The sequence below is a fragment of the [Clostridium] ultunense DSM 10521 genome (assembly GCF_000511955.1).
GTDB lineage: Bacteria > Bacillota > Clostridia > Tissierellales > Tepidimicrobiaceae > Schnuerera > Schnuerera ultunensis.
The window spans coordinates 379,742-402,489 of sequence record NZ_AZSU01000001.1 but is presented as its reverse complement, the minus strand read 5'-3'; the positions used below and the strand labels follow the sequence as shown (position 1 = coordinate 402,489).

The window sequence follows — 22,748 nt, the reverse complement described above, 5'->3', positions numbered from 1 at the left end:
AAATTTATGGTATTATTAATTAGTATAATTATTCCTTTTCAATTATTCTCCTGTAGTAACCGGGTTATTTCTAATGGTTAGTTAGATATTTCTTTACATATATTGGAAGAAATGCTTTTTTATAATTTTAGTATAATAAACACGGAAAGATATAAAAGTATAGAAGAAGAACAGAATAATTAAGCCGGGTATATATATCCCCGACTTAATTATAGTTATTTCTTATGTTAGTCAATTCTTTAAGCATCTCTTTATATTCCCTATCCAAAGCTCCCATATCATCATCTTTCCCTGGTAGAGAAAGTTTGCCTAATATCTCAGATAGCTTATATCCTAGCATAGCTTTTCTCCCTAATATATGTTTTTCTTCCATGTCTTTGTTGGGTTTTTTCTTTCTGTTTTCTAATTCTTTTAATCTACTAAAGCCCTCTTCCACAGCCTCTATGGAGTAAATATCCAAATAGTTGGTAGGTTCATCTAATATTAATATATTAAAATCAGAGGTTAGTATTTTTGCTAAAGAAACCTTAATCCTTTCCCCACCACTTAACATTTTTACCTTTTTATATACATCTTCCCTTTTAAATAATAATCTAGCTAATATAATCCTTACAGTGGTTTCATCATAAATATTACTTTCAATCATATTTTCTATTATAGATTTATTCTCATTTAATATACTTAAATCTTGATTAAAGTATCCCATTTTTGCTTTTCGTGATATTTTAATACCCTTTTCCCTATTTAATATCATATTTAATAATGTAGTTTTACCACTGCCATTTAAACCTACTACCCCTATTCTATCTTCCCTATATATTTCTAAATCTTTAATATCTAATATTGGCCTATCTCCATAATATTTCTTCAAATTATTTATATCTAAATCAAGCACAAAAAATCCCTCCTGAAAACAGAAGGGACTAATTATCGTTTAAAAAAATAAATATAGGCATTATTCATTAGTGAACAGTTAACCAACGTAAAACCTTAAATATATAATAAATGACAAATATAACCGCCCTCCAAACATTTATGCATCATAAAACAACCTATTAACATAGGTAAATTAAGACGTGGATCAAAAGTTCTAATAATAAAAGGCTTACATTCTAATTAATTCATTTCAGAATCATCCATAGTAATACTGCTTTTAGATTTATCTTCTATTGTTGTAAGAAAGGCAATAATTATCAAAGAAGCAATATTTCCAAAGAATAAATTGATTACAGCGGCAACTCTTCCAAGTATAATAGATAAAAAGGAATTCAACTTCTTTTTAAAGTAAATTGCAAAGTACAGTACTAAACAGTAAATTATTCCCGTAAATTCCCCTGCTATAGATGGCAACTCTAAATCATAATGTATAACTATTTAGCATGGACCTTTTTCTTTTTCTTGATTATAATTCCAATTAGTAAGATTATTAAAGCTATTATGAACAAAACAACAGAATATGCAACTAAAGTTACCTTATTGGGGTTTTTAAGTCTTGCAAATAAATTTGGGTTGTCATCAACAATTTTTCTACCTTGTTTTTGACTATAATATAATGGTACTTGCGGTACTCCATTTTCCTTATCAAAGGATTTTAAATACTCCGCTATAGCTAACCATTCCTTAATTTCATGGCCTTCGTCATATATTATTTGTGCCTCATAGTCTGTAATAGGAAGGCCTTCCTTAGTCTTAGGTACTATGGATAATAGACCAAAGGACTTATCACCGACAATTGAAAGCATTTGTGCAGAATACAACCCTGCTACTACCCTATATAGTTCATCATCCCTTATCTCTTCTCTGCTGCCATCTTCCTTTTCTAAATATACATCGGTTACCTTATTAAAGATTAACCTATTTGGGTTAAAGGTGAAATTAAGACCAGATGTATAGAGTTGTGCTACACTCATTATGGGTGCAATGGAAGCATCTACTTCTGCTACAGTCTTTAGTTCCTTTCCTGTTAAATATACAGATATTAATGGATAACCCGAAACTTTATCAGGCCCTATACCTAAGGAACTTACATTAAATACATCTGATACAGTAATATCTCCTTTAATAAAAGAGCCCCTTATCGTACCAGTAGGAACTACAGAAGCAGCTATTGGCTCATAATCCTCCCCCTCAGCTTCCTTTACTGCATATATATAGGAATCGCTAATAAGATTTCCTAATATATCTTCATCATGATCTTTACCTAGTACTCCGTAAGAAGTAAAATTAAATGAAGTATAGGCTACTACTTCGTCAAAGACCATATTAAATCTATCTAGGTATTCTTCTTGGACTATCTCTTTATAATACCCTATGGCCTCAGTGATTTCTGGGTCTAAAGCTAAGTGCTCTTCTATAGGTTCTAATCTATAATCCTTTACTCTCCACTTTTCCTCATCATTCACTAGGTTTAATACACCTAAGTTTTCTCCATACCTGCCAGAAGAGACGATAACTGTATTTCCAACTATTATAGGTTCTAGAAGAGTAGTATGAGTATGACCGCTAATAATAATATCAATATCTGGAACTTCTTTAGCCAGTATTTCGTCTTCAGATTTAGATTTATCCTCCCAAGTACCAGAATGGGATAAACAAATTATCAAATCTACCTTTTCTTCATTTTTTAATTCCTGAACTGTGTCCCTAGCTGCTTGGATTGGGTCGGTAAATTCGATTTCAGACATAGGTGCATTAGATGCCGCTTCCTTCCCCATTAAGCCAAAAATACCTATTTTGCTACCGTTGCGCTCAATCACCGTATAATCTTTCACTCCATAATATTCCATGGAATTCTTCAATTTAGTCAAAGTTGGGGTCAATTCTTCATTGCCGTCTAATGGAAATGAAATATTGGATGCTACGATTTGGGGTAAGATCTCTCCGCTATCTTTTGCAGCCTTCAAACTATAAGCTAACCCATCTGCTCTAAAATCAAATTCATGATTGCCAAAAGTCACTACATCATATCCCATCTTCCCCATTAACCTTATTCCAGGAGAATGACTAGCAAAAATTGTTTGAAACAAAGTTCCCATGGAAAAGTCTCCTCCATCTACCAGTAAAAGATTAGGGGCCTTTTCCCTTTCCTTATTAATTGCTGAATTTAGCCGAGCATATCCTCCCAAGGTTTTAATTACTCCATCTTCTTCTACATCGAAAGGATAAAGATGGTCATGCATATCATGAGTAAATAATATTATTATTGATTTTTCTTTTTCTTCTAGATAGGCCCTTTGAGGAATTAGCATAAAAATCATTATGAGGCTTAATAAAATAGGTAATACCTTAAAGTTTTTCTTCATACTTTACCTCCAAATTAATCCAATTGTAATTAATGGTTTTCCAGAAACCATTCAATTAGCTGAGAACCTATGCTTATAGACTTTTTATACATTCCTTGTACTTCCTCTTTGGTGAACCAGTCAGCGTCTACTATCTCTTCACCATCTACTTTTATTTCTCCATCTAAATATTCTGCTGTAAATCCTATCATCATGGAATTTGGATAAGGCCAAGGCTGGGATCCAAAATATTTAATATTCTTTACTTTAATCCCTACTTCTTCATATACTTCTCTCTTAACACATTCTTCAAAAGTTTCCCCATATTCAACAAAACCAGCAATTACACTATACCTTCTATTAGGAAACTGCCTATTGCGAGCTAGTAATAGTTTGTCCTCTTTAGTGATTGCCACAATAATTGCTGGTGAAGTTCTTGGCCAAGTTGTATTGCCACAATTTGAACATACCATCGCTCTTTCATATTTACTGTCTTTTATATACATTTTAGAACCGCAAATTCCACAATGCTGGTTTAATTTCAACCAGTTAAGCAATAGATTTGCTTTTGAAGCCATAAGATAAATGTTCTCATCTACAAATTCAGACAGAGTTCTTAAATCCATAAAACTAATATTTTCTTCTTCTATATGGTCTACAAACTCTCCGCATTGACAATTATACCCAGAATAAGCTCCCATACACTGGATATTATATATACTTATATTTAAATCAAGTACATCCTTTTGCCTAGGGATGGTAATATTTCCTTTTCCTTCATAAACCATAAGTTGATTATCTTTAAATAGAAACCAAAAATCTTCTTCATCTTCCTTATGTATAGGTTTAACCGATGGCTGAAATAAAATATAGTCTTCCATATTAACTCCCCCTATTCAGTACTTGTCATATTTTCCTTTACTTTTAAAAAACATTTTCTGCATAAAGGCTCATATTCATCAGAGGCTCCTATTTTAATCCTTTCCTGGTCTTCAGATTTTCTATGACTAACCCATCCGTCATTGCCGCACCTTACGCATACAGCATGATGTTTATAAAGATAATCTGCTATAGGCATTAACTCTTTTACTATTTCAAAAGGCTTACCAGTAAAGTCCATATCTAAACCTGCTACTATAACAGTAAAATCCTTTTCAAGTAATCCATTAATCCCTGCAATTATATCCCCAACTTTGCCTCCTAGAAATTGAATTTCATCTATCGCTATTACGTCTGGTTTTAATTCATTGCAATATTCTATTAATTGGTTTATATCGTCTACTAAAATTGCATTCATAGAAGTTAGATCATGGGTCACAATCTCATTTCTTCTAAACCTGCTATCAATAGCAGGTTTAAAGGCTATTGTCTTATATTTTGCTATATTAAACCTCTTAACATCCTTTTCTAAACTGGAAGTTTTTCCTGAAAACATTGATCCAGTATGAACAATTAATTTTCCTTTGTATTGATGCAAAATATTTTCCTCCTTTTTCTTTAGCTTTTACTATTATACCATGATTTTTCCAATTTAGTCTTGAAAAATTTTATGGATATTCACATAATATTTTTTAATGAATATTATGAAGTATCATATGTCCTATGAGGGAGAGTTGCTTATGGATAAAAAAACTATAGTTGAAGTAAATGAGATAGGTATGACCTATCATACCTTTAATGGTGAAACTGAAGCCCTTCGGAATATTGATTTTAGCGTATACGAAGGGGAAATAGTCAGTATTGTAGGCCCTAGTGGATGTGGAAAATCTACTTTACTTTCAATAATTGCTGGTTTAATCAAACCTTCTACGGGAAAAGTTTTAGTTAACGGGAAGAAGGTTACTGGTCCAACAAAGGATATAGGTTATATGTTCCAAAGAGATCATCTATTTGAGTGGAGAACTATACTTCAGAATGTATTATTGGGTTTAGAAATTCATGGCAAGGTGGAAGATAATGCTATAAAAACTGCAGAAATGCTTTTAGATACCTACGGGCTAGGAGATTTTAAATATAATTATCCTAGACAATTATCAGGAGGTATGAGACAAAGGGCTGCATTGATCAGAACTTTGATTGTAGAACCAAATCTACTGCTGTTAGACGAACCTTTTTCTGCATTAGATTATCAGACAAGATTAGCTATATCTGATGAAATAGGTATAATCTTGAAAAGAGAGAAAAAGACAGCTCTTTTAGTAACCCACGATATTGCTGAAGCTATATCTTTATCTGACAGGATAATTGTTCTCACTAATAGACCTGCAAGAATTAAAGATATCATTAAGATTGAATTAACCTGTCCTGAAGGAATATGGAGCCCAATAAAATGTCGTGAAGCCCCAGAATTTAGACACTATTTCAATAAAATATGGAAGGAGCTTGATGTTCATGTCTAATAACTCATTATCTAGTGAACATATTAAGTATTTGAAAAAGATAAGGAAAAGAAAACGTACTATCTTCATAGCACAAATATCCATCCTGACAATAGGTCTGTTGCTATGGGAATTAGCAGCTAGACTTAACTGGATAGATTCCTTCTTAACAAGTTATCCTTCAGGGATATGGAATTTGTTTTTACAATATACCAAAAACGGAGGACTATTCTACCATGTAGGCATTTCTGTTTTTGAAACTATCCTTGGTTTTAGTGCAGGTACCTTACTGGGCATTCTAATTGCAATAGGCCTATGGTGGTCTGATTTTTGGGCAAAAGTTTTGGACCCTTATTTGGTAGTACTAAATAGTTTGCCTAAAACAGCTTTAGCTCCCATTCTAATTATTTGGGTAGGTGCAGGTTATTCAGGAATAATAGTTACTGCCATTACTGTATCAATAGTTATCACTATCATGAATATGTATTTTAGTTTTATATCTGTGGATGAAGATAAAATAAAACTTTTACAAACCTTTGGAGCTACTAAATTTCAAATTCTTAAAAAAGTAGTACTACCTTATTCTATACCTACTATGATAAGCACCTTAAAGGTAAATATTGGACTTTCTTGGGTAGGGGTAATCGTAGGGGAGTTTTTAGTGTCTAAAGCGGGAATAGGATATCTAATAGTATATGGTGGTCAGGTCTTTAAATTGGATTTAGTAATGATGAGTGTTTTTATCTTAGCCTTAATTTCGGCATTAATGTATAAAGGAATATCTATTCTGGAGGACAAATTTTTAAAATGGAATGAATAAGAGAAAGGTTAGGTTTAAAATAAACCTAACCTTTCATTATTTGTCTAAATCTTCATTGTCTTCATCTAAGTCTTCTTCCCCCCGAGTATTTTTTGCTTTCCAATCTTTGTTTTTCATTAAATACACATTAGCTACTTGTATACCTTTAAAAAGAAGGAATATCATCAAAATTCCCCCGTTCTTTAATCTGGACTATTAATAATTAACTATCTCAACTTTTTCAATTATAACCAATTCTACAGGCTTGCCATTTCCATCTGTTTCTACAGCTGCAATTTTATCTACTATATCCATCCCCTCAAACACCTGACCAAATACAGTATGTCTAAAGTCTAAATGAGGCGTACCTCCTAATTCTGTATAAGCTTTTATTACAGTTTCAGAAAAACCTCCCTTTTCTCCTATCTGAGTCATTTGTTCTATTAAAGATTCTTCTACTGTTCTGTTTTGAACTATAAAAAATTGGCTACCATTAGTATTTGGCCCAGCATTGGCCATTGATAAGGCACCTCTAAAATTATGGTAATTTATATCAAATTCATCTTCAAAGGGTTTACTCCATATACTTTCGCCACCAGTTCCATTTCCATTTGGGTCTCCCCCTTGAATCATAAAACCATCTATTACTCTATGAAAGGTCAATCCATTGTAATATCCATTTCTTGCATGGGTTGTAAAATTTTCTACTGCTTTTGATGCTACATTAGGAAAAAGCCTTATCTTAATAGTTCCATAGTTAGTTTCCATTACTGCAATTTCTTCCCCTTTTTCAGGTAATTTCAATTGCTCTAATTCCACATCAACGCCTCCTCTTGCTGGTTCTTTAGTACTATCTTCTTTTTTACATCCACCTAGAAGGGAAACAGCTATTATTATTAAAAACAGTATAAGTTTTTGTATATTTTTAATCATTTCTAAATTCCTTTCTAATATGGAGTTTACTTTTATAGGATATCATAAAAATAAAAATAAGGCTATACTCAATATTATACCGCTGAGTATAGCCTTACTTAAGATAAAGTTACAGTAAATTTACTGCCATAACCTAATTTACTTGTTACTTCTATAGAACCATCAAACAATAATACCAGATGTTTTACTATGGTCAATCCTATTTTCTTCAGTATCCTTTATACTATTTTCTACTAAATTCTTAGTATTTTGATTTATAATATAATATTCCATTTTCCATACTTTTTTCCACTTCTCCTGTATAAACTAGATGTTCTAAATGACTCATGGCTTCCCCTGAGGCAAACCATTTTTGTGGGCTAGGGAAAGTTTCCCAATTATCATATTTTAAATCCCAATGCATTTTAGATGCTATATCCCTAACCGATAATTTATCATTCTTTATTATGCCTTTTATTTCATCTAACCGCTTGCTATGATGATCTAATAATTCATCAATTCTTTTTTTATGATTCTTTATTATATTTCTGTGGGAGGGAAATACAAAATCTATATCATAATTATATACTTTGTTTAAACTATTAAAATATATTCCCAATATATCTTCATCGAATCCCCAAAAAGAAATATTTGGGGTTATGCTGTCTAATATGTGATCTCCACAAAAAAACAATTTGTGTTCCCTTTCATATAGACCAAGATGGCCTGGGGTATGACCAGGTATAAAAACTACCTCAAAATTATAATTACCTATAGTCAATATATCTCCTTCATTTAATGGTGTAAATTCTATGGGTTTCTTCGGAGAATATTTATACCCTGGATGATCATTAAAGGATATATTATCCTTTTCAAGATCAAATAACATTTTAAACTCGTCAAACCTTCTCCAATATTTTTCAGTGCCCATTTGATTGACCATATTGCCATCCGTTTTTCCAGTATATATCTTAATTCCCATCCGATTCAGAGCTCCAGCTAATCCTGAATGATCTGAATGAAGGTGAGTTACAAAAAGATAAGTACTACCAAAACTAATATTTAAATCCTTTAACCCTTTCATTAAAGCTTTTTCACATTCTATTCTATTGAACCCTGTGTCGATAATTAGGTTTTTCTCATCTGATTTAACAATATAACTGTTTAATGCTCTTAAAGGATTATTGGGTAAAGGTATCTCTAGTAAATAAATATTTGGATATATTTCCAATGTCATCTTATCACCTCATTTTTGTGCTTTTAATTCTTTGTATATTTATCTATACAATCCTTACATATACATACCTTTCCTCTTTTGTCATCCGGTACTAAATCTAAAATATGCTTCGGTATTTCTACCTTTTCACACCAACAATTACCTTTGTCATGTTGACAATTATTAGGTTTCCCACAAATTGGGCATGTTTTTTCCATATCAGTTAAGGCCAACTAAATCCCTCCTTAGATTTTCAATTTCTTTTTCCCCATATATTTTAAATTTAAAGATGATTATACCATTTTTAATAAGAATCCCCTAACCGGGGTTTGTCGCTCCAAGCATATTTTATGGCTATATTCATGATTAATTGTACTTGTTCTTCCAAAGTATTTGAATGGATTTTGCTAATATCGTTTCTGTTTTGCTCATTAAACTTAGTATATTGTTCATATCCTTCTTTCCCTATTCCAGATAAAGCTAAACCTGATACCTTGTTTTCAGTAAAGGCTTCAATATCTATAAACATATTGTTGAAGTACTCTTGTTCAATAGTAATTTTTAATTCTTTTGCTCCTTCTTTTATATTTCTTATATTTCTATAATGTCTTTTATAGGCGCTTAAAACAGAGGATGTATCTATATATATTTTATTACTATCTCCTAATCCCAAATAATTCAAGTAAATATAAAAGCTATTTATATCTATATTTTTACTACCTAGGGCGTTATATACTCCCATACCCTCATCTAAATTTCCATCAATAAATAAAAAGACTATAGTTCTACTTGCCATTTCTTTATTGTTTTTTTCGCCTAAACTCCTTGCTAATTCTAAGGTTGCGGCAACGGAGGTGCCGTTTCTATGTAATTCATTACCATAATCTGTAACTATGACTAATGGATTATTGCTGTTTCTTCCCCAGATATAAGCTGCAATATTTCTACCTTTGACTACTGCTTTTTCTTTGGTTTCCAGGTCTTCTTGTTCATAATTGATCTCCTGTACATATTCGTCTTCAAAAACTGGAAGTAATCTATAAATTTTTTCTAATTCTTCCGCTATATACTCACCAACCCTATCCTTTGATTCTATAGAATTTATGCCATTGATTTGTTGTATTTCATATATATTTTTCAAATCCTTCCATACTCTTTCCTTATCAATCTGATAATATCCATTGCCCGTATTTATTGATGGAGCAATCCATAAAATAATAAATATTATTATTGCCGTTTTTACTATTACTCTAGCTTTATTCCAACTGAATCTTTTTATATCCTCTACATACTGTTTTGGTGATATGAAATTACCTATCTTTACCATCCTTTTGGAGACAATAGTTCCATATTTTTCAATATTTTGAGATAATCCCTTTCCAACTAATAAAAAACCTAAAATGCTAATTATAAAGAAGAACAATGGTCCAACAATTAACCAATAGGCTTCTAATTCTATAGCCTGTCTTGCTATTGCAAGTATACCTCCCCACTCTGGATTATAGTTTGGCATAATTCCCCAATTTGTATTAATAGTTGAATATTTATTTACTCCAATTGTTATTCCTAGAAAGCCTAGTATTAAAAGGATAAAAAGGGTTGTTCCCATTTCCATAAAAAAGTTTATCAAAATATAAGGAGCTTTTTCCTTTAAATATACTTTGATTTCTTTGCCATTTCTTGTCCCATATACACTATTTCTGCAATTCAATGAAATAATAATCCTTCCCCAGCCAAATATTCCTAATATTACTCCAGAAGCTAATATAGAATGACTTAATTCTAGCTCTTTGAAAAAGGGTTGGGTAAAAATCATATACCCAATGAATATATTTAAAATAATGGTTAATATATAATAAATTCCACTATTAACTCGTTTTTTCTTGTCCTTTATAAAAAGTGATATTAAAATTCCAATAGCAAGTCTAATTATTGTGGAGATAAAAGCAATTCCAACAGTTATTTTTGTCCCTTTAATAAGCAGACTGAGCAAATTTCTACCTAATGGATCTGTCCCTAATTTGTCTACAGAGTTAGGCTTAATAGGATGTTCCACTTTTAGTACATCGTTACCGATTCTATATTCCAGACCCCTATCTAATGAATATGGATCAGCAGTAATTAGACTATCTTCATAAATTATTACGAATAATAGCAATAAAATTATTATAGAGCCAATAATTAGTATCCAATTTGGCTTTGTCATCATATCCCCCTTTTCCTCAATTATATATTTTTATATATTTTATCATATATAAAAATATATAGATATATTAACATAGAGTATCTGTTGTTTTTTATATATTACTCTGACTATATTAGTTTACATTATATAAATTCTAATGTGTCTACAGCTTTAGAGTTATTTATTATTATTAAATATTGAAAATAGTCGGTAGTAACGCCTTCACCGGGAAATTTATGTACTACAGGCCAAAGTAGTGCCTGGCTAAAGGGAGAGTTCTCCCCATTTAATTTTAAAATAATATATTTATCATTAACAAAGTAATTGAAAGCTTTTAACGTTGTATCTAAGGTATTAATTGAACTTATGTAATTTTTTCTAGTAGTAGGATATAGGTATCTACAATTATGGTAAGCATAAGCTATAGATAGTATTTTCCCTTTAAATTTGGACTTTTGACTATTTAAAGCAGCACCAAACCAGGTTACATGGGGAAAGGATTTTTGAAATACATGGGATAAGCCTATTTGCCCAAAATACTTTCCTTTCGGTAACCTTTTATCAAGCTCCAAGAAATTTAAGTACATCTTTTTATCTCTTACACCATTAAAATTATTACTAGAATATACTTCTAACATATTTAGTAGATTTCTATTAACATGTTTAAACCCATAAAAATTTTCCCCTAATAGGGTCTTATATAAATCCTCTTTACTAACCAACTCATCCACTAATTTTTCACAAAATCTTATTAATTCATGGGAGGAAATATTCACATTTCTTTTGTTAATTAAATTTATATAATTAGCTATTTCCTCCATTTCCTTAAATATATACTGGCTTGATATGCAGTAATCCATAAACTTAAAAGCATTTTCAGGTTGATGCTCTATATCTATTCCAACAATGGTTATTCTCTTCTCCTTTGGCAATCCTTTATTAAATTCATAAACTTCTTTCCAATGTTCATAATCATCTTTATTCCAAGCATCAGTACCTTTTAAAGATATATAAACCTCTTTCAATATATCCTCATTGCCTATTTCTAGATATAGGTTTAAAAAATAGGCCATACTATAGGGAATTTCACAAAGATAGTATCTAAAATCCGTCTTTTCTTTAATATACTTTAAGAACTTCATTCTAAGTTCAGCATTAGCTTTAACCCCATGATTCTCTCCCGTTAAAAAAATCTCCTTATTCCTTAAGTCTCCTTCTATAATAGATAATCCTAATTTATCTCCATTTTCTCCATTAGATATTCTACTATAATTGTTCTTTAAGTATCTTTCCAGTTGATAATTCATAGAATCTACTCCATTCCTCTAGTTAATAAGTAGTTAATAAGCTTCTCGTCTTTAAAACCTAAAAGTAGAAGCTTTAACTTTTCTCTATATCCATATAGGCAAAAACATACTACATAATTTATGTAGTATGTTTAAATTTTCCTTATTTCCACCTGTCATAATGTATCTTACTCTCATCGTATCTATCTACTGAATCCTTTTCTTCATCCTTAACTCCAACTACAACCATACCAATAGGTATTATATGTTCAGGTAACTCTAAAACTTCTGCCATAGCCTTTGTCAATTTTTCCACAGAATAAAGGCCACACCATACAGCACCTAATCCTAATCCATGAGCTGCTAATAACATATTTTGTATTGAAGCAGAACAATCCTCAACAAGAAAGCCTATTTCTGGTTGCTTTTCCCTATCGCCACACACGATTATTCCACAGCCAGCCTTAGGCAACATCTTTGCATATTTATGGAATTCTGTAATTTTTTGTATTTTTTCTTGATCTCTTACTACTACATATTCTCTTGGCTGAAAATTATGAGCTGAAGGGGCTTGAAATCCGGCCTTCAATATGGTCTTCAAATCCTCTTCACTTATGGGCTCTCCTGTAAACTTACGAATACTCCTACGCGTCATTATAGCTTCTAATACATTCATTAATTATATCACTCCTTTTTATAATAAAAAATTCCTATTTATTTATCTTATCTTCTATATAAAAAACTCTAAATCATCTCTATTTATTTTGTAATAATTAATCCTATCATCCCTCGATTTTGTATGGAACTCAAATAAATGTCCATCTGGATCTCTAAAATAAATGGACTTACCTTCATCTTTATGTCTTGGTCTTCCTATTTGTATATTTACGTCTAATCGCCTTAATTCTTCAAGCTTTTTCTCAAAATCCTTTTCATCAATTGTAAAACTTATATGGGTATATGATTTATAAATTTCATTTCTTGGAATATCTTCTTCAAGATTTAATGCCAGCCATAATCCATTTAAATCAAAATAAGCAAGCTTATCCCCTTTTACTAGCAATTTCCCATTTAAAATTTTTTCATAAAATTCTATTGACTTATCCAGATTTGACACTGAAAAAGTTATATGGTTGATGGATTCCATAAAAGCACCCCCAATAATTTCATTATGTTGCCCTCATTTCCTCCCATAGGGCTAGTTTCTGTAATCTGTTCTGTATAATTTTATGAATTTTTATTATACCATGTATTGATTAGGATTTTAGCTCTGGTTTCTTTCCTACAGTTGCAAGATAAACAACAAATTGTTCTTCTCCATCTAAACCAAGCAATTCATTTAACCTATCATCATCAAAGGCTGCAATCGCACAAACTCCACTATCTATGGATTGAGCAGCTAAGTATAGATTTTGACATACATGACCTGCATCTAAATGGACATACCTATAGCCTCTTTCACCGTATCTCCATTTCATCCTGTAAATCACTGTGCTCCAGATGAAAGTAACAGCACTATTTTTTACATAAATTTGCTCATTACAACTATAGGTTATTTTTTCAGCTATATCTGGTTCTGTATTAACTTCTAGCAGCTTGTGATCAATAGCTAAATATCTATATAACCCTGGTTTTAATCCATTTACCCTATTTATAAGAAGATACGTTTCAAAAGAATGCCTAGACCCTGCTGAAGGAACATTCCTTAAAGTTGATGGTCTTGAGGTAATAGCCTTCACCCCTTGGGTACACCACAAAAGATAAGATAATTCTTCCTTAGTTAAAAATTCGTTACTATATTTTCTTAAACTCTTTCTTGACTCTATTGCTTCCCTTAGATCTATATTATTAACCTTTATATTGCTTACCGACGGCAGCTCGATTAGTACTTCACCTTTTTCGTATTCTAATTCTAATGGTGGTTGGGGCAATTCCTTTTCTTGATCTGTTGTACCCATATATTGGTATTTAGTTTTCTCAATAAACTCTCCTCCTATATTTTTATTCATATTTTTCACTCCTCTCCCAATATAATCATATCAAAAAACTATCTATATCTTGTTTAAACTAAGTATATCAGTATCCCAACAAAATGGAGTACTGTACCTCCTAATACAAATAAATGCCATATGGCATGGTTATATGGAATTTTTTTATTACTATAAAATATGGTTCCTAAAGTATAGACTAGTCCTCCACCTATGATCCAAAGCATAAAACCTAAGGATGTCATCCTAACAATAGGTTTTATTGTAAACAATGCTATCCATCCCATGGCTATATATATAATTAAAGATATTGCTTTATATTTATCAAATTTACCAGCAGTAAATATTTTAAATATTACTCCAAATATGGCAATAGACCAAATAGCTATCATAATTCCTATTCTTAATCTTCCTTCCATGGAAAGCAAAGCTATAGGAGTATAAGTCCCTGCTATGAATAAAAAAATGGATGAATGATCGAACACTCTTAAAATTCTTTTTGCCTTTTTATTTCTAATAGAATGATAAAGAGTTGAGGATAGATACATTAATATCAAACAAAACCCGTACATACTAAAAGCAACAATGGAAATAGTATCTTTTTTTCTGACGGAAAGAATTAGTAATATAATTAAAGCTACTATGCCAAATAGTATTCCTAATCCGTGGGTTATGCCATTAGCAATTTCTTCTTTTTTAGTATATCGGTTATTATTTTTCACAATTTATCCCTCTCCTTTTATTTAATAAAATTTCTACTTTCTTATTTTAAGTATACCTTATATATGTAATCATATCCAAATTATCTCAAAAATTTTATAATGCCAATAATAGCTTATTTTTGTAATCACTTATCATTATTTATTAATATGATATAATATAATGGTTCAAGTTCTAGATAGTATTATATTTCCTGGAGGCGAATACATCAATGAATAAAATAATAAAAAAATGTAAAGTCTGTCCTATTGGATGTGAACTAATAATATTTGAAAATAAATCAACTCCTTCTGGATATACTGTAGAAGGAAATAGCTGTGGCAAGGGTATAGAGTTTGGGATAAAGGAAATAACAGAGCCATCTAGGATTCTAACCGGTAGAGTACTGCTTAGGAACGGCACCATAAAACATCTGCCCGTAAAAACCACAGGAGTTATTCCTAAGGATAAAGTAGATGAAGTTATGAAAATATTTAACACTGTTGAGGTAACTGGACCTATTAAACGGGGAGATATAGTTATTAAAAATATATTAGGATTAGGGGTAGATGTAATAGCCGCTAGGAAGGCTTAAATCCCCCTATCTTTCAACCTATTCTATAAGGGGAGTTTAATATCTATTATAAACCCCTTTCCTTTTTTTGTAATGTAGCTTACTTGACCACCTATTTTATTCACTCTTTCCTCTATTCCAATTAATCCATTTCCCTTAACAATTTCTTCACATCCAATTCCATTATCCTTTACTGTCATATATATTTGCTCTCCTATTTCTACATATATTTTCATTTCACTACAGTTGCTATGTTTAATACTGTTTGTTATACCTTCTTTAAGGGTAGAATATATGATATTTGTATACTCAGTAGGGTATTCTTCAATTTTGTCATCTATATTATAATTTATATCTATATTAGAGTTATGGTCAATATTATGAATCAGCTTTGCTATAGACTTAATTAATCCTTGAGATATATCTTTATCTTTTAATGCATATACTGCTCTTCTTAAGTTCTCCATACTGTCTTTAGTCAATCTTTGGCATTTTATTATTATTTCCTCAATTTCATCTTCTTTATCTACCATATTGCCTACCACATCTAAATTCATATTTAACGCCACAAGGTTATGGCCTAAATTATCATGGATTTCTTGGGCTACCCTGTTTCTCTCTTTTGTAATGGCTAATTCCTCTATTTCTTTGTTTAACTTTTCCACTTTGTTTTTCTCTATTATTAGTGCCCTATAGGAAAACATGGTAGTAGTAGAAAAAAACAGTAACACAAGTATCATAAAAATGTCCAGTGGATTTTCTATAAATACTTGAAGGAACCCTACTCCCTCCAATGAAGCAATTCTAAATACAGGAACAAATATAATTACTAATACATTTAAAGTATATAGATATTTTACTGCTTTCCTATTACTTAAAAAAGCTATATTAAATAGGATTATATATAAATAAATTTCTATATATCCTCCTACAAAGAATTTCAATACTCCACCAAAAACAATTGAAGCTATTATAGAAGTATAATATATGGCATTGGACCTTTTATAGAAATAATTATATCTTAAATAGTCGTTGGAAATTGCCAAGGTTAATATTAATGAATAGATAATTAAACTTGTTGCATCTCCCTTGTTTCTAAAAAAAATATCAATAAAAAAGATAATATACAAAATAATTCTCAATATATAATTATATCTTTCCCATTTTTTCATCTAAACATCACCTGAGTACGTTAGGGTTTACTTTATATTCCGTCTATACTTTCCCTTGAGTTTTCCACTTCGTCATATCCTGTTTTAACATCCATCAGCTTAATCGTGAGCATACTGAAGCTAATCAATATTATTCCTTTAATATAAAACACTATTGTGTTCCCTATTTGATCATAAACAAAAGCACCTACCATAGAACCTAGCATTCCTCCAATACCAAGAGCCAATTTGTATTTTCCATAGGACTTCCCCCTTTGATTATCCCCTACTATATCAACGACTAAAGCAGATTGAGCTGGACCGTAGAACATTGAAGTTATAGCAATCAAGGTATTGATTATTATAAAATAATAATAATTTTTTACTATCGGAATCAACAAATATAGTATCCCAAGAACTAATATGCCGCTACATAATATTTTTCTTCTATCGTATCTATCGGATAATTTGCCAAATTTATTGGGTAAAAACATAGATAGAATAGCACCAGGAATGAAAAGATAACTTATTAGATATAGTTGATCTGTAATATTTTCTCTAACATATATAAGATAGGTATGGGATGTTAAACTGGATATAAAAGTTAAAGAACCCATTAAAAATAAAAATAGATTGAAGCTTTTATTATTTATTATATCTTCTTGATAAGATTTTTTATAGAAAAAAGTCTCTTCTACTTTTGAAACTGCATAATAAAGACTAATTAAACTTGTAACTAAGTAAATAAAAAATATAATTCTAAATGAATCGCTAAAAAAATTGTTATATATTATAGTGAACCCTATAAAAGCTCCTAAAAAGTCCCCTTTACTTAGAGATTCATTTATAATTCCAAAATTTTCTGACCTATTATTTTCATTGCTTATATCGGATATTATAGTATCTATACTAATCCATATGAAAGAACCGCCTATACCTTGAAAAATTCTAGCAGTTAATAAATATTTAAAATCATTGCCAATCAATAAAAACAAGTTTACTAAACAATAAAATACTATTCCTAAAACAACTCCAACTTTCCTACCTCTATTATCAATTAATAATCCAACAGCAGGCCGCATTAAAATCGTAAATAATGAAAAAGTTGAATATATAACCCCTAATTCTATAACGGATATCCCTATGGAATGGGCATATACGGGGAACAAAAAACCTATTAGGGAAAATGGAAAGGAAATAAAAAATACGGATTTCTTTAAAGCTTTTAAATTATTCATGGTAAAACCTCCTATATACTAGATACTCCGACTATGGCATAAAACCTTCTTATATCTAGTATAGATTTAAAAGATATTAATTTCCTGAATCTAAGGTCACCATTTTGGTCATGTTTATATATATGACTAAAGTCATAATTCAAGCCTCTCATCGCATTTAGGATGATTATTACGAGTCTTTAACCAAATTGCTAATTGGGTTCTATCCCTTAAATCTAATTTACTTAGTATTCTGGTTATATGATTTTTTACTGTGCCTTCCGTTATGTATAGGATTTTACTTATCTCCTTGTTGCTTTTTCCTTCACCTACTAATTTTGCTATTTCCATTTCTCTAGGGGTTAACTCTTCCAATCTGTTTTTGTTATTTTGAATTAGCTTCTTTTCTTGCATGGCAGCAGCTATAGTTTTAGCAACCTCCCCATGAAATAATATATCTCCTTTATAAACGGATTCAATATTACTTACTAATTCTTTTGAGCTTACATCTTTGAGAATATAGCCATCAGCTCCATTATTCAATCCTTGAAATATGTATTCATCTTCATTAAAAGTAGTCAGTATTATTATTCTTATATGGGGATATCTTTCTTTTATGATTCTAGTTGCTTCTACTCCATCCATCCAAGGCATTCGAATGTCCATAAGAATTACATCCACTTCTTTTTCTTCAATAATCTCAATTGCTTCTTGTCCATTAATGGCTTCTCCAACTATCTTTATTTCTTCGTAAAGGCTCAACATCATATTTAATCCTTCCCTTATAAGAGCTTGGTCATCGACTATTAAGACCTTAATCATCTTTAAACCTCCTGATTTCACAAATCAAAATCATATAATTTTAGGAGACCAAAGGTCTCCCATACTTATTCTTGATCTGTCAATATTAAAGGACCTTCCTTGGTTATAGCAATAGTGTGTTCATACTGGGCTGATAGTTTCCCATCTATAGTTCTTGCTGTCCATTGATTATCGTCTATTGTACAAGCATATTTACCTATATTTATCATAGGCTCTATAGTTATAACCATGCCTTCCATAAGCCTTAATCCTCTACCAGGTGTACCAAAATGGGGTACTTGTGGATCTTCATGCATACTCCTTCCTATTCCATGGCCTACGAAATCTCTCACAACGGAGAAACCCTCTGATTCTACATAGGACTGTATTGCATAGGAAATATCCCCTATTCTATTGCCAACTACTGCCTTTTCGATCCCCAAATATAGAGCTTTCTTAGTTATATCTAGTAATTTTCTGGCTTCATCAGAAACATTCCCTACTGGATAACTCCATGCAGAATCTGCTAACCAACCATCTAAATTTACTACCATATCGATAGTAACTATATCTCCATCTTCTAAAGGTGCTTTTCGTGGAAAACCATGGCATATTTCATCATTAATAGAAGCACAGGTAGCATAAGGATATCCATGATAGCCCTTTTGTTCCGGGTTTGCCCCACGTTCTTTCAAATATTCTTCCACAAATTGGTCTATTTCATAAGTGCTAATTCCCGGCTTAATAATTTTAGCAATTTCCTTATGGACAGTTGCTAACAGCTCTCCCGCTCTTTTCATCATTTCTATTTCTTGTTCCGTTTTAATAATAACCATTTACCCTTTCCTTTCTATATATAATTCTATCTTAATATATACCAGAAATACCTATCATAATCAAATGTCTTTCTTCCTTTGATTAGTTAAGGCAATAAATCTTTCATCTTCTCGCAGGTTATCAAGATCTTCATCTATATTAATCATTTCAATAATTTGGGGATATATAACTAGAGCTTTTCTCAAATCCTTTATAGCTTTGTCTATTTCATTTAATCTTGCATAACAACAAGCTCTATTATAATATAAATATTTTGCATAAGGGTTGTGTTTAATCCCTTCCGTTAACACTTCTATTGACTCTTTAAGTTTTCCTTCTTCAATATATATGGCTGATTTATTCAAATACGAATCGGAATAACTATTGTTATTCTCAATAGATTTATCATAGTATTCTATAGCCTTTTTATGATTGTTCAATTTCTTGTATATTACTCCCATATTAAACAAGGCCTTATAATAATTGGGGTTAATTTGGATACTATTTTTTATCATATCATATGCTTTATCATAATCTTTTAGTTCTTCATATATAGAACCTAAATTGTTATAAGCTATATAATCATTAGGATTAAGGCTTATAACCTTTTGATAATAATAAATGGCTTTATACTTATCTCCTATTTCATCATAAAGATTGGCCATGTAAAAATAAGCCCTATCATAATAGGGGTCGATTTCAACTGCTTTGGAATATAAATTTAATGCTTTTTCCTTATCTTTCAATCTTTCATACATAATCGCCATACCATAGTAGGCTCCAGCCTCTCGTTTATCTAATCTTACGATCCTTTCATAGGCCTTTAAAGCCTTTTCAGGAATATCCAACTCGTCATATATAATAGCCATATTATATAAAATTTGAACATTGTCAGCTTTACTTCCCTTGAATTTTAATGCCTTTATATAAAATTTAATAGCATTTTTCCTATCCTCTCCTGAATAGGCATTCTCAGCTAAAATAATATAGTTCTTTCTTCTGTCAAAATTGCTTAACTGACCCTTCATCTTTGCAACCACTCCTAGAAACAATATATTTACTTATAGTTTATCACAAGTTCCTAGTTGTTTATTACTTTTATGGGCAAAAAAATATTAAAATTGGGCAGACCTACAGGCCTGCCCAACAATTTATTGTATTTTTAGCGCTCTTATAGAATTTAATATAGCTATTATAGAAACACCCACATCAGCAAATACTGCTTCCCACATAGTCGCAACTCCAAAGGCACCTAAAACTAACACTATAAGTTTAACACCTAATGCAAATACAATATTTTGAGTAACTATCCTTTTTGTGTTCTTAGCAATCTTCATACCTATTGCTATTTTCCCTATTTCATCTGTCATTATTACAATATCGGAAGCCTCTATGGCTGCATCAGAACCCAATGCTCCCATGGCTATTCCAATATCAGCTCTTGCCAAAACTGGCGCATCATTTACCCCATCGCCAACAAATGCAACTTTACCCTTCGTTTCTTTTAATATTTTTTCAAATATTTTAACCTTATCCTGAGGTAATAAATCTCCATATACTTTATCGATACCTACTAGTTCTCCTACTTTAATAGCAGTTTCTTTCTTATCACCAGAAAGCATTATAGTATTTTTAATTCCTTCTGATTTAATATTTTTAATGTCTTTAATTACATTTTCTTTCAATTCATCGGATACCACTATAGTTCCTATATGAGCCCCATTTTTACCTACATATACTATCGTCCCAATAGATTCTTTTTCTTCAACTCTTATATTGTTATCCTCAAATAGTTTTTTATTACCAATCAATACCTTGTTACTATCTATTTCTGCTTCAATTCCCTTTCCAGCTATTTCCCTATAGTTACTAACTCTAGTTTTATCAATTTCTTTACCATAGGCCTCTACTATAGATTTTCCTATTGGATGATTAGAATAGGATTCACCTAAAGCCGCCAGTTCAACTATTTCCTCTGTTGTAGTTTCTCCATAGCTATCCACTCCTGTTACTTTAAAGGTACCCTTTGTAATAGTTCCTGTCTTATCAAATACAATAGTATCTACTTCATTTAATCCTTCTAAATAGTTTCCACCTTTAATAAGAACCCCTGCCTTGGATGCTCCACCAATTCCTCCAAAGAATCCTAGAGGAATGGATATAACCAAAGCACAAGGACATGATATTACAAGGAATACAAAGGCTCTATAAGCCCAATCAGATATATCATGACCTAAAAATAAGGGTGGAATCAATCCAATAGCTAAAGCTGTGAATACCACTACTGGCGTATAATACCTGGCAAATTTGGTTATAAAGTTCTCTGTAGGTGCCTTTTTGCTTGAAGCATTCTCAACTAAATCCAATATCTTCGATACTGTAGAATCTTGAAATTCCTTTTTAACTTCCACTTTTAATAATCCTTCTCTATTAACAAACCCACTTAATACCATATCTCCTGTATTTATAGTCCTAGGCACCGATTCTCCAGTTATATTGGATGTATCAACAGAAGATTTCCCTTGGACGACTACTCCATCTAGAGGAACCTTCTCTCCTGGTTTTACGATTATATAATCTCCTATATGGACATCTTTGGGATTGACAACTGTTATTTCCTCATTCTTTTCTAAATTAGCATAATCTGGCCTAATATCCACCAAAGACGATATAGATTTTCTAGAATGATTGACTGCTAGCCCTTGGAAAAACTCCCCTACCTGATAAAAAAGCATTACAGCTACTCCTTCTGGATATTCTCCAATTGCAAAGGCACCTAAAGTGGCTACCGTCATTAGGAAATTTTCATCAAAGGGTTGTCCTGCAAATAAATTCTTTATAGCTCTAATTATTATTTCCATTCCAATAATAATATACGCCGCTAAATATATTGTCAATCTAGGAATGCCATCTAATTTTAATAACCATGGTATTACAAAAAGGATTCCACTGATAATTATTTTGATTATACCTTTTCTACCTATATCTCCATGATCGTGATCATGACTATATTGATGATCATGCCCTTCTTCTACTACCTTTACATCTGGTTCTAATCTTTTTACAATATTTTTAATTTCTTCTATAATCCCCTTCAATCTATCTTCTTCAACTATATTGACCCTTAATCTCTTCGTAACGAAATCTATAGTTGCATTATCTACACCATCAATTTCATTTGTTAATTTTTCAATTTTTGATGCGCAACTTGCACAATTTAATCCTTCCAATCCTAGAATAAATTCTTTCATCAAAATATCCCCCTTGATTACTATTAAACATATGAACACTTGCTCATATGTTTAATTATATTATATGCCTTTCATCCAAAACTGTCAATAAAAAAACGCCTAAAAAGGCGTTTTTTTATAACCTGAATTCTCCAACAGGCTTATATTCAGAATCACCATATTCTATATTTGTTTCATTTAGTAGACTCCACTCA

Annotated in this window: 23 protein-coding genes; 3 read left to right on the top strand and 20 right to left on the bottom strand. The window is 31.2% G+C overall.

From position 1 onward, the window contains the following. Positions 1–205: 205 nt before the first annotated feature. The 4 genes from CUL_RS20290 to CUL_RS0102080 all read right to left on the bottom strand — a co-directional run bounded on the left by CUL_RS20290 (position 206) and on the right by CUL_RS0102080 (position 4,758). The gene (locus tag CUL_RS20290) at positions 206–895 is read right to left on the bottom strand and encodes an ATP-binding cassette domain-containing protein (protein WP_025640356.1); all 690 of its coding nucleotides are present in this window, start codon (positions 893–895) and stop codon (positions 206–208) included. A gap of 475 nt (positions 896–1,370) precedes the next feature. Next, positions 1,371–3,302 (bottom strand): bifunctional metallophosphatase/5'-nucleotidase, encoded by a 1,932-nt coding sequence (locus CUL_RS0102090; protein ID WP_025640355.1) that lies wholly within the window; start codon positions 3,300–3,302, stop codon positions 1,371–1,373. 29 nt (positions 3,303–3,331) lie between these two features. Continuing rightward, a complete protein-coding gene (nudC, locus tag CUL_RS0102085) occupies positions 3,332–4,162 on the bottom strand; it encodes an NAD(+) diphosphatase (protein ID WP_025640354.1) in 831 nt (276 codons plus the stop codon). An 11-nt stretch (positions 4,163–4,173) separates the two neighbouring features. After that, complete coding sequence (locus CUL_RS0102080; protein ID WP_005582385.1) at positions 4,174–4,758, bottom strand: thymidine kinase; 585 nt, start codon at positions 4,756–4,758, stop codon at positions 4,174–4,176. Between the two features lie 142 nt (positions 4,759–4,900). Between CUL_RS0102080 and CUL_RS0102075 the strand changes: the two genes are divergently transcribed. Continuing rightward, complete coding sequence (locus CUL_RS0102075; RefSeq protein ID WP_005582384.1) at positions 4,901–5,680, top strand: ABC transporter ATP-binding protein; 780 nt, start codon at positions 4,901–4,903, stop codon at positions 5,678–5,680. Further along, complete coding sequence (locus tag CUL_RS0102070) at positions 5,673–6,479, top strand: ABC transporter permease (RefSeq protein ID WP_025640353.1); 807 nt, start codon at positions 5,673–5,675, stop codon at positions 6,477–6,479. Before CUL_RS0102075 ends, CUL_RS0102070 begins: the two co-directional genes overlap by 8 nt. Positions 6,480–6,515: 36 nt before the next feature. Here the strand turns inward: CUL_RS0102070 and CUL_RS19850 are convergent, their stop codons facing one another. The 10 genes from CUL_RS19850 to trhA form a co-directional block, all read right to left on the bottom strand. Beyond that, positions 6,516–6,644, bottom strand: coding sequence for a hypothetical protein (locus CUL_RS19850; protein ID WP_269077306.1), 129 nt, complete (start codon positions 6,642–6,644; stop codon positions 6,516–6,518). A gap of 30 nt (positions 6,645–6,674) precedes the next feature. Continuing rightward, complete coding sequence (locus tag CUL_RS0102060; RefSeq protein ID WP_025640352.1) at positions 6,675–7,391, bottom strand: peptidylprolyl isomerase; 717 nt, start codon at positions 7,389–7,391, stop codon at positions 6,675–6,677. 241 nt (positions 7,392–7,632) lie between these two features. Then, positions 7,633–8,607: an MBL fold metallo-hydrolase gene (locus CUL_RS0102055; RefSeq protein ID WP_025640351.1), complete on the bottom strand. Its 975-nt coding sequence runs from the start codon at positions 8,605–8,607 to the stop codon at positions 7,633–7,635. Positions 8,608–8,630: 23 nt separating this feature from the next. Continuing rightward, positions 8,631–8,819, bottom strand: a complete 189-nt coding sequence (locus tag CUL_RS0102050) for a cysteine-rich CWC family protein (protein ID WP_005582377.1) — start codon at positions 8,817–8,819, stop codon at positions 8,631–8,633. 71 nt (positions 8,820–8,890) lie between these two features. Further along, entirely contained in the window at positions 8,891–10,792 is a 1,902-nt protein-coding gene (locus tag CUL_RS0102045) for a M28 family peptidase (RefSeq protein ID WP_025640350.1), read from the bottom strand. Between the two features lie 122 nt (positions 10,793–10,914). Beyond that, the gene (locus CUL_RS0102040; RefSeq protein WP_005582375.1) at positions 10,915–12,078 is read right to left on the bottom strand and encodes a TraB/GumN family protein; all 1,164 of its coding nucleotides are present in this window, start codon (positions 12,076–12,078) and stop codon (positions 10,915–10,917) included. 142 nt (positions 12,079–12,220) lie between these two features. Next, complete coding sequence (locus tag CUL_RS0102035; RefSeq protein ID WP_005582374.1) at positions 12,221–12,733, bottom strand: nitroreductase family protein; 513 nt, start codon at positions 12,731–12,733, stop codon at positions 12,221–12,223. Positions 12,734–12,787: 54 nt separating this feature from the next. After that, positions 12,788–13,204: a metallothiol transferase FosB gene (fosB, locus tag CUL_RS0102030; protein ID WP_005582373.1), complete on the bottom strand. Its 417-nt coding sequence runs from the start codon at positions 13,202–13,204 to the stop codon at positions 12,788–12,790. A 109-nt stretch (positions 13,205–13,313) separates the two neighbouring features. Then, the gene (locus tag CUL_RS0102025; RefSeq protein WP_025640349.1) at positions 13,314–14,066 is read right to left on the bottom strand and encodes a SagB/ThcOx family dehydrogenase; all 753 of its coding nucleotides are present in this window, start codon (positions 14,064–14,066) and stop codon (positions 13,314–13,316) included. Positions 14,067–14,119: 53 nt separating this feature from the next. Then, complete coding sequence (gene trhA, locus CUL_RS0102020; protein ID WP_005582369.1) at positions 14,120–14,767, bottom strand: PAQR family membrane homeostasis protein TrhA; 648 nt, start codon at positions 14,765–14,767, stop codon at positions 14,120–14,122. A gap of 209 nt (positions 14,768–14,976) precedes the next feature. Here trhA and CUL_RS0102015 point away from each other — a divergent pair, with 209 nt between their 5' ends. Further along, the gene (locus tag CUL_RS0102015; RefSeq protein ID WP_005582367.1) at positions 14,977–15,339 is read left to right on the top strand and encodes a DUF1667 domain-containing protein; all 363 of its coding nucleotides are present in this window, start codon (positions 14,977–14,979) and stop codon (positions 15,337–15,339) included. 23 nt (positions 15,340–15,362) lie between these two features. On the opposite strand, the gene CUL_RS0102010 is transcribed toward CUL_RS0102015, so the two are convergent. The 6 genes from CUL_RS0102010 to CUL_RS0101985 all read right to left on the bottom strand — a co-directional run bounded on the left by CUL_RS0102010 (position 15,363) and on the right by CUL_RS0101985 (position 22,554). After that, positions 15,363–16,490, bottom strand: coding sequence for a sensor histidine kinase (locus CUL_RS0102010; protein ID WP_005582365.1), 1,128 nt, complete (start codon positions 16,488–16,490; stop codon positions 15,363–15,365). Between the two features lie 32 nt (positions 16,491–16,522). After that, positions 16,523–17,707 (bottom strand): MFS transporter, encoded by a 1,185-nt coding sequence (locus CUL_RS0102005; RefSeq protein WP_025640348.1) that lies wholly within the window; start codon positions 17,705–17,707, stop codon positions 16,523–16,525. A gap of 132 nt (positions 17,708–17,839) precedes the next feature. Beyond that, positions 17,840–18,508 (bottom strand): response regulator, encoded by a 669-nt coding sequence (locus CUL_RS0102000; protein ID WP_005582362.1) that lies wholly within the window; start codon positions 18,506–18,508, stop codon positions 17,840–17,842. Positions 18,509–18,573: 65 nt separating this feature from the next. Further along, complete coding sequence (map, locus tag CUL_RS0101995; RefSeq protein ID WP_005582361.1) at positions 18,574–19,323, bottom strand: type I methionyl aminopeptidase; 750 nt, start codon at positions 19,321–19,323, stop codon at positions 18,574–18,576. A gap of 60 nt (positions 19,324–19,383) precedes the next feature. After that, complete coding sequence (locus CUL_RS0101990; protein WP_025640347.1) at positions 19,384–20,331, bottom strand: tetratricopeptide repeat protein; 948 nt, start codon at positions 20,329–20,331, stop codon at positions 19,384–19,386. Between the two features lie 123 nt (positions 20,332–20,454). After that, a complete protein-coding gene (locus CUL_RS0101985; protein WP_025640346.1) occupies positions 20,455–22,554 on the bottom strand; it encodes a heavy metal translocating P-type ATPase in 2,100 nt (699 codons plus the stop codon). Positions 22,555–22,748 lie beyond the last annotated feature (194 nt).

Coding starts and splice junctions, on each gene's coding strand:
- CUL_RS0102000 (WP_005582362.1), bottom strand. CDS start 18,508: ATGATTAAGGTCTTAATAGTCGATGACCAAGCTCTTATAAGGGAAGGA.
- CUL_RS0102070 (WP_025640353.1), top strand. CDS start 5,673: ATGTCTAATAACTCATTATCTAGTGAACATATTAAGTATTTGAAAAAG.
- CUL_RS0102005 (WP_025640348.1), bottom strand. CDS start 17,707: ATGAATAATTTAAAAGCTTTAAAGAAATCCGTATTTTTTATTTCCTTT.
- CUL_RS0102025 (WP_025640349.1), bottom strand. CDS start 14,066: ATGAATAAAAATATAGGAGGAGAGTTTATTGAGAAAACTAAATACCAA.
- CUL_RS0102015 (WP_005582367.1), top strand. CDS start 14,977: ATGAATAAAATAATAAAAAAATGTAAAGTCTGTCCTATTGGATGTGAA.
- CUL_RS0101990 (WP_025640347.1), bottom strand. CDS start 20,331: ATGAAGGGTCAGTTAAGCAATTTTGACAGAAGAAAGAACTATATTATT.
- CUL_RS0102035 (WP_005582374.1), bottom strand. CDS start 12,733: ATGAATGTATTAGAAGCTATAATGACGCGTAGGAGTATTCGTAAGTTT.
- CUL_RS0101985 (WP_025640346.1), bottom strand. CDS start 22,554: ATGAAAGAATTTATTCTAGGATTGGAAGGATTAAATTGTGCAAGTTGC.
- CUL_RS0102040 (WP_005582375.1), bottom strand. CDS start 12,078: ATGAATTATCAACTGGAAAGATACTTAAAGAACAATTATAGTAGAATA.
- CUL_RS0102010 (WP_005582365.1), bottom strand. CDS start 16,490: ATGAAAAAATGGGAAAGATATAATTATATATTGAGAATTATTTTGTAT.
- CUL_RS19850 (WP_269077306.1), bottom strand. CDS start 6,644: ATGATATTCCTTCTTTTTAAAGGTATACAAGTAGCTAATGTGTATTTA.
- CUL_RS0102045 (WP_025640350.1), bottom strand. CDS start 10,792: ATGACAAAGCCAAATTGGATACTAATTATTGGCTCTATAATAATTTTA.
- CUL_RS0102090 (WP_025640355.1), bottom strand. CDS start 3,302: ATGAAGAAAAACTTTAAGGTATTACCTATTTTATTAAGCCTCATAATG.
- fosB (WP_005582373.1), bottom strand. CDS start 13,204: ATGGAATCCATCAACCATATAACTTTTTCAGTGTCAAATCTGGATAAG.
- nudC (WP_025640354.1), bottom strand. CDS start 4,162: ATGGAAGACTATATTTTATTTCAGCCATCGGTTAAACCTATACATAAG.
- CUL_RS0102075 (WP_005582384.1), top strand. CDS start 4,901: ATGGATAAAAAAACTATAGTTGAAGTAAATGAGATAGGTATGACCTAT.
- CUL_RS0102060 (WP_025640352.1), bottom strand. CDS start 7,391: ATGATTAAAAATATACAAAAACTTATACTGTTTTTAATAATAATAGCT.
- map (WP_005582361.1), bottom strand. CDS start 19,323: ATGGTTATTATTAAAACGGAACAAGAAATAGAAATGATGAAAAGAGCG.
- CUL_RS0102055 (WP_025640351.1), bottom strand. CDS start 8,607: ATGACATTGGAAATATATCCAAATATTTATTTACTAGAGATACCTTTA.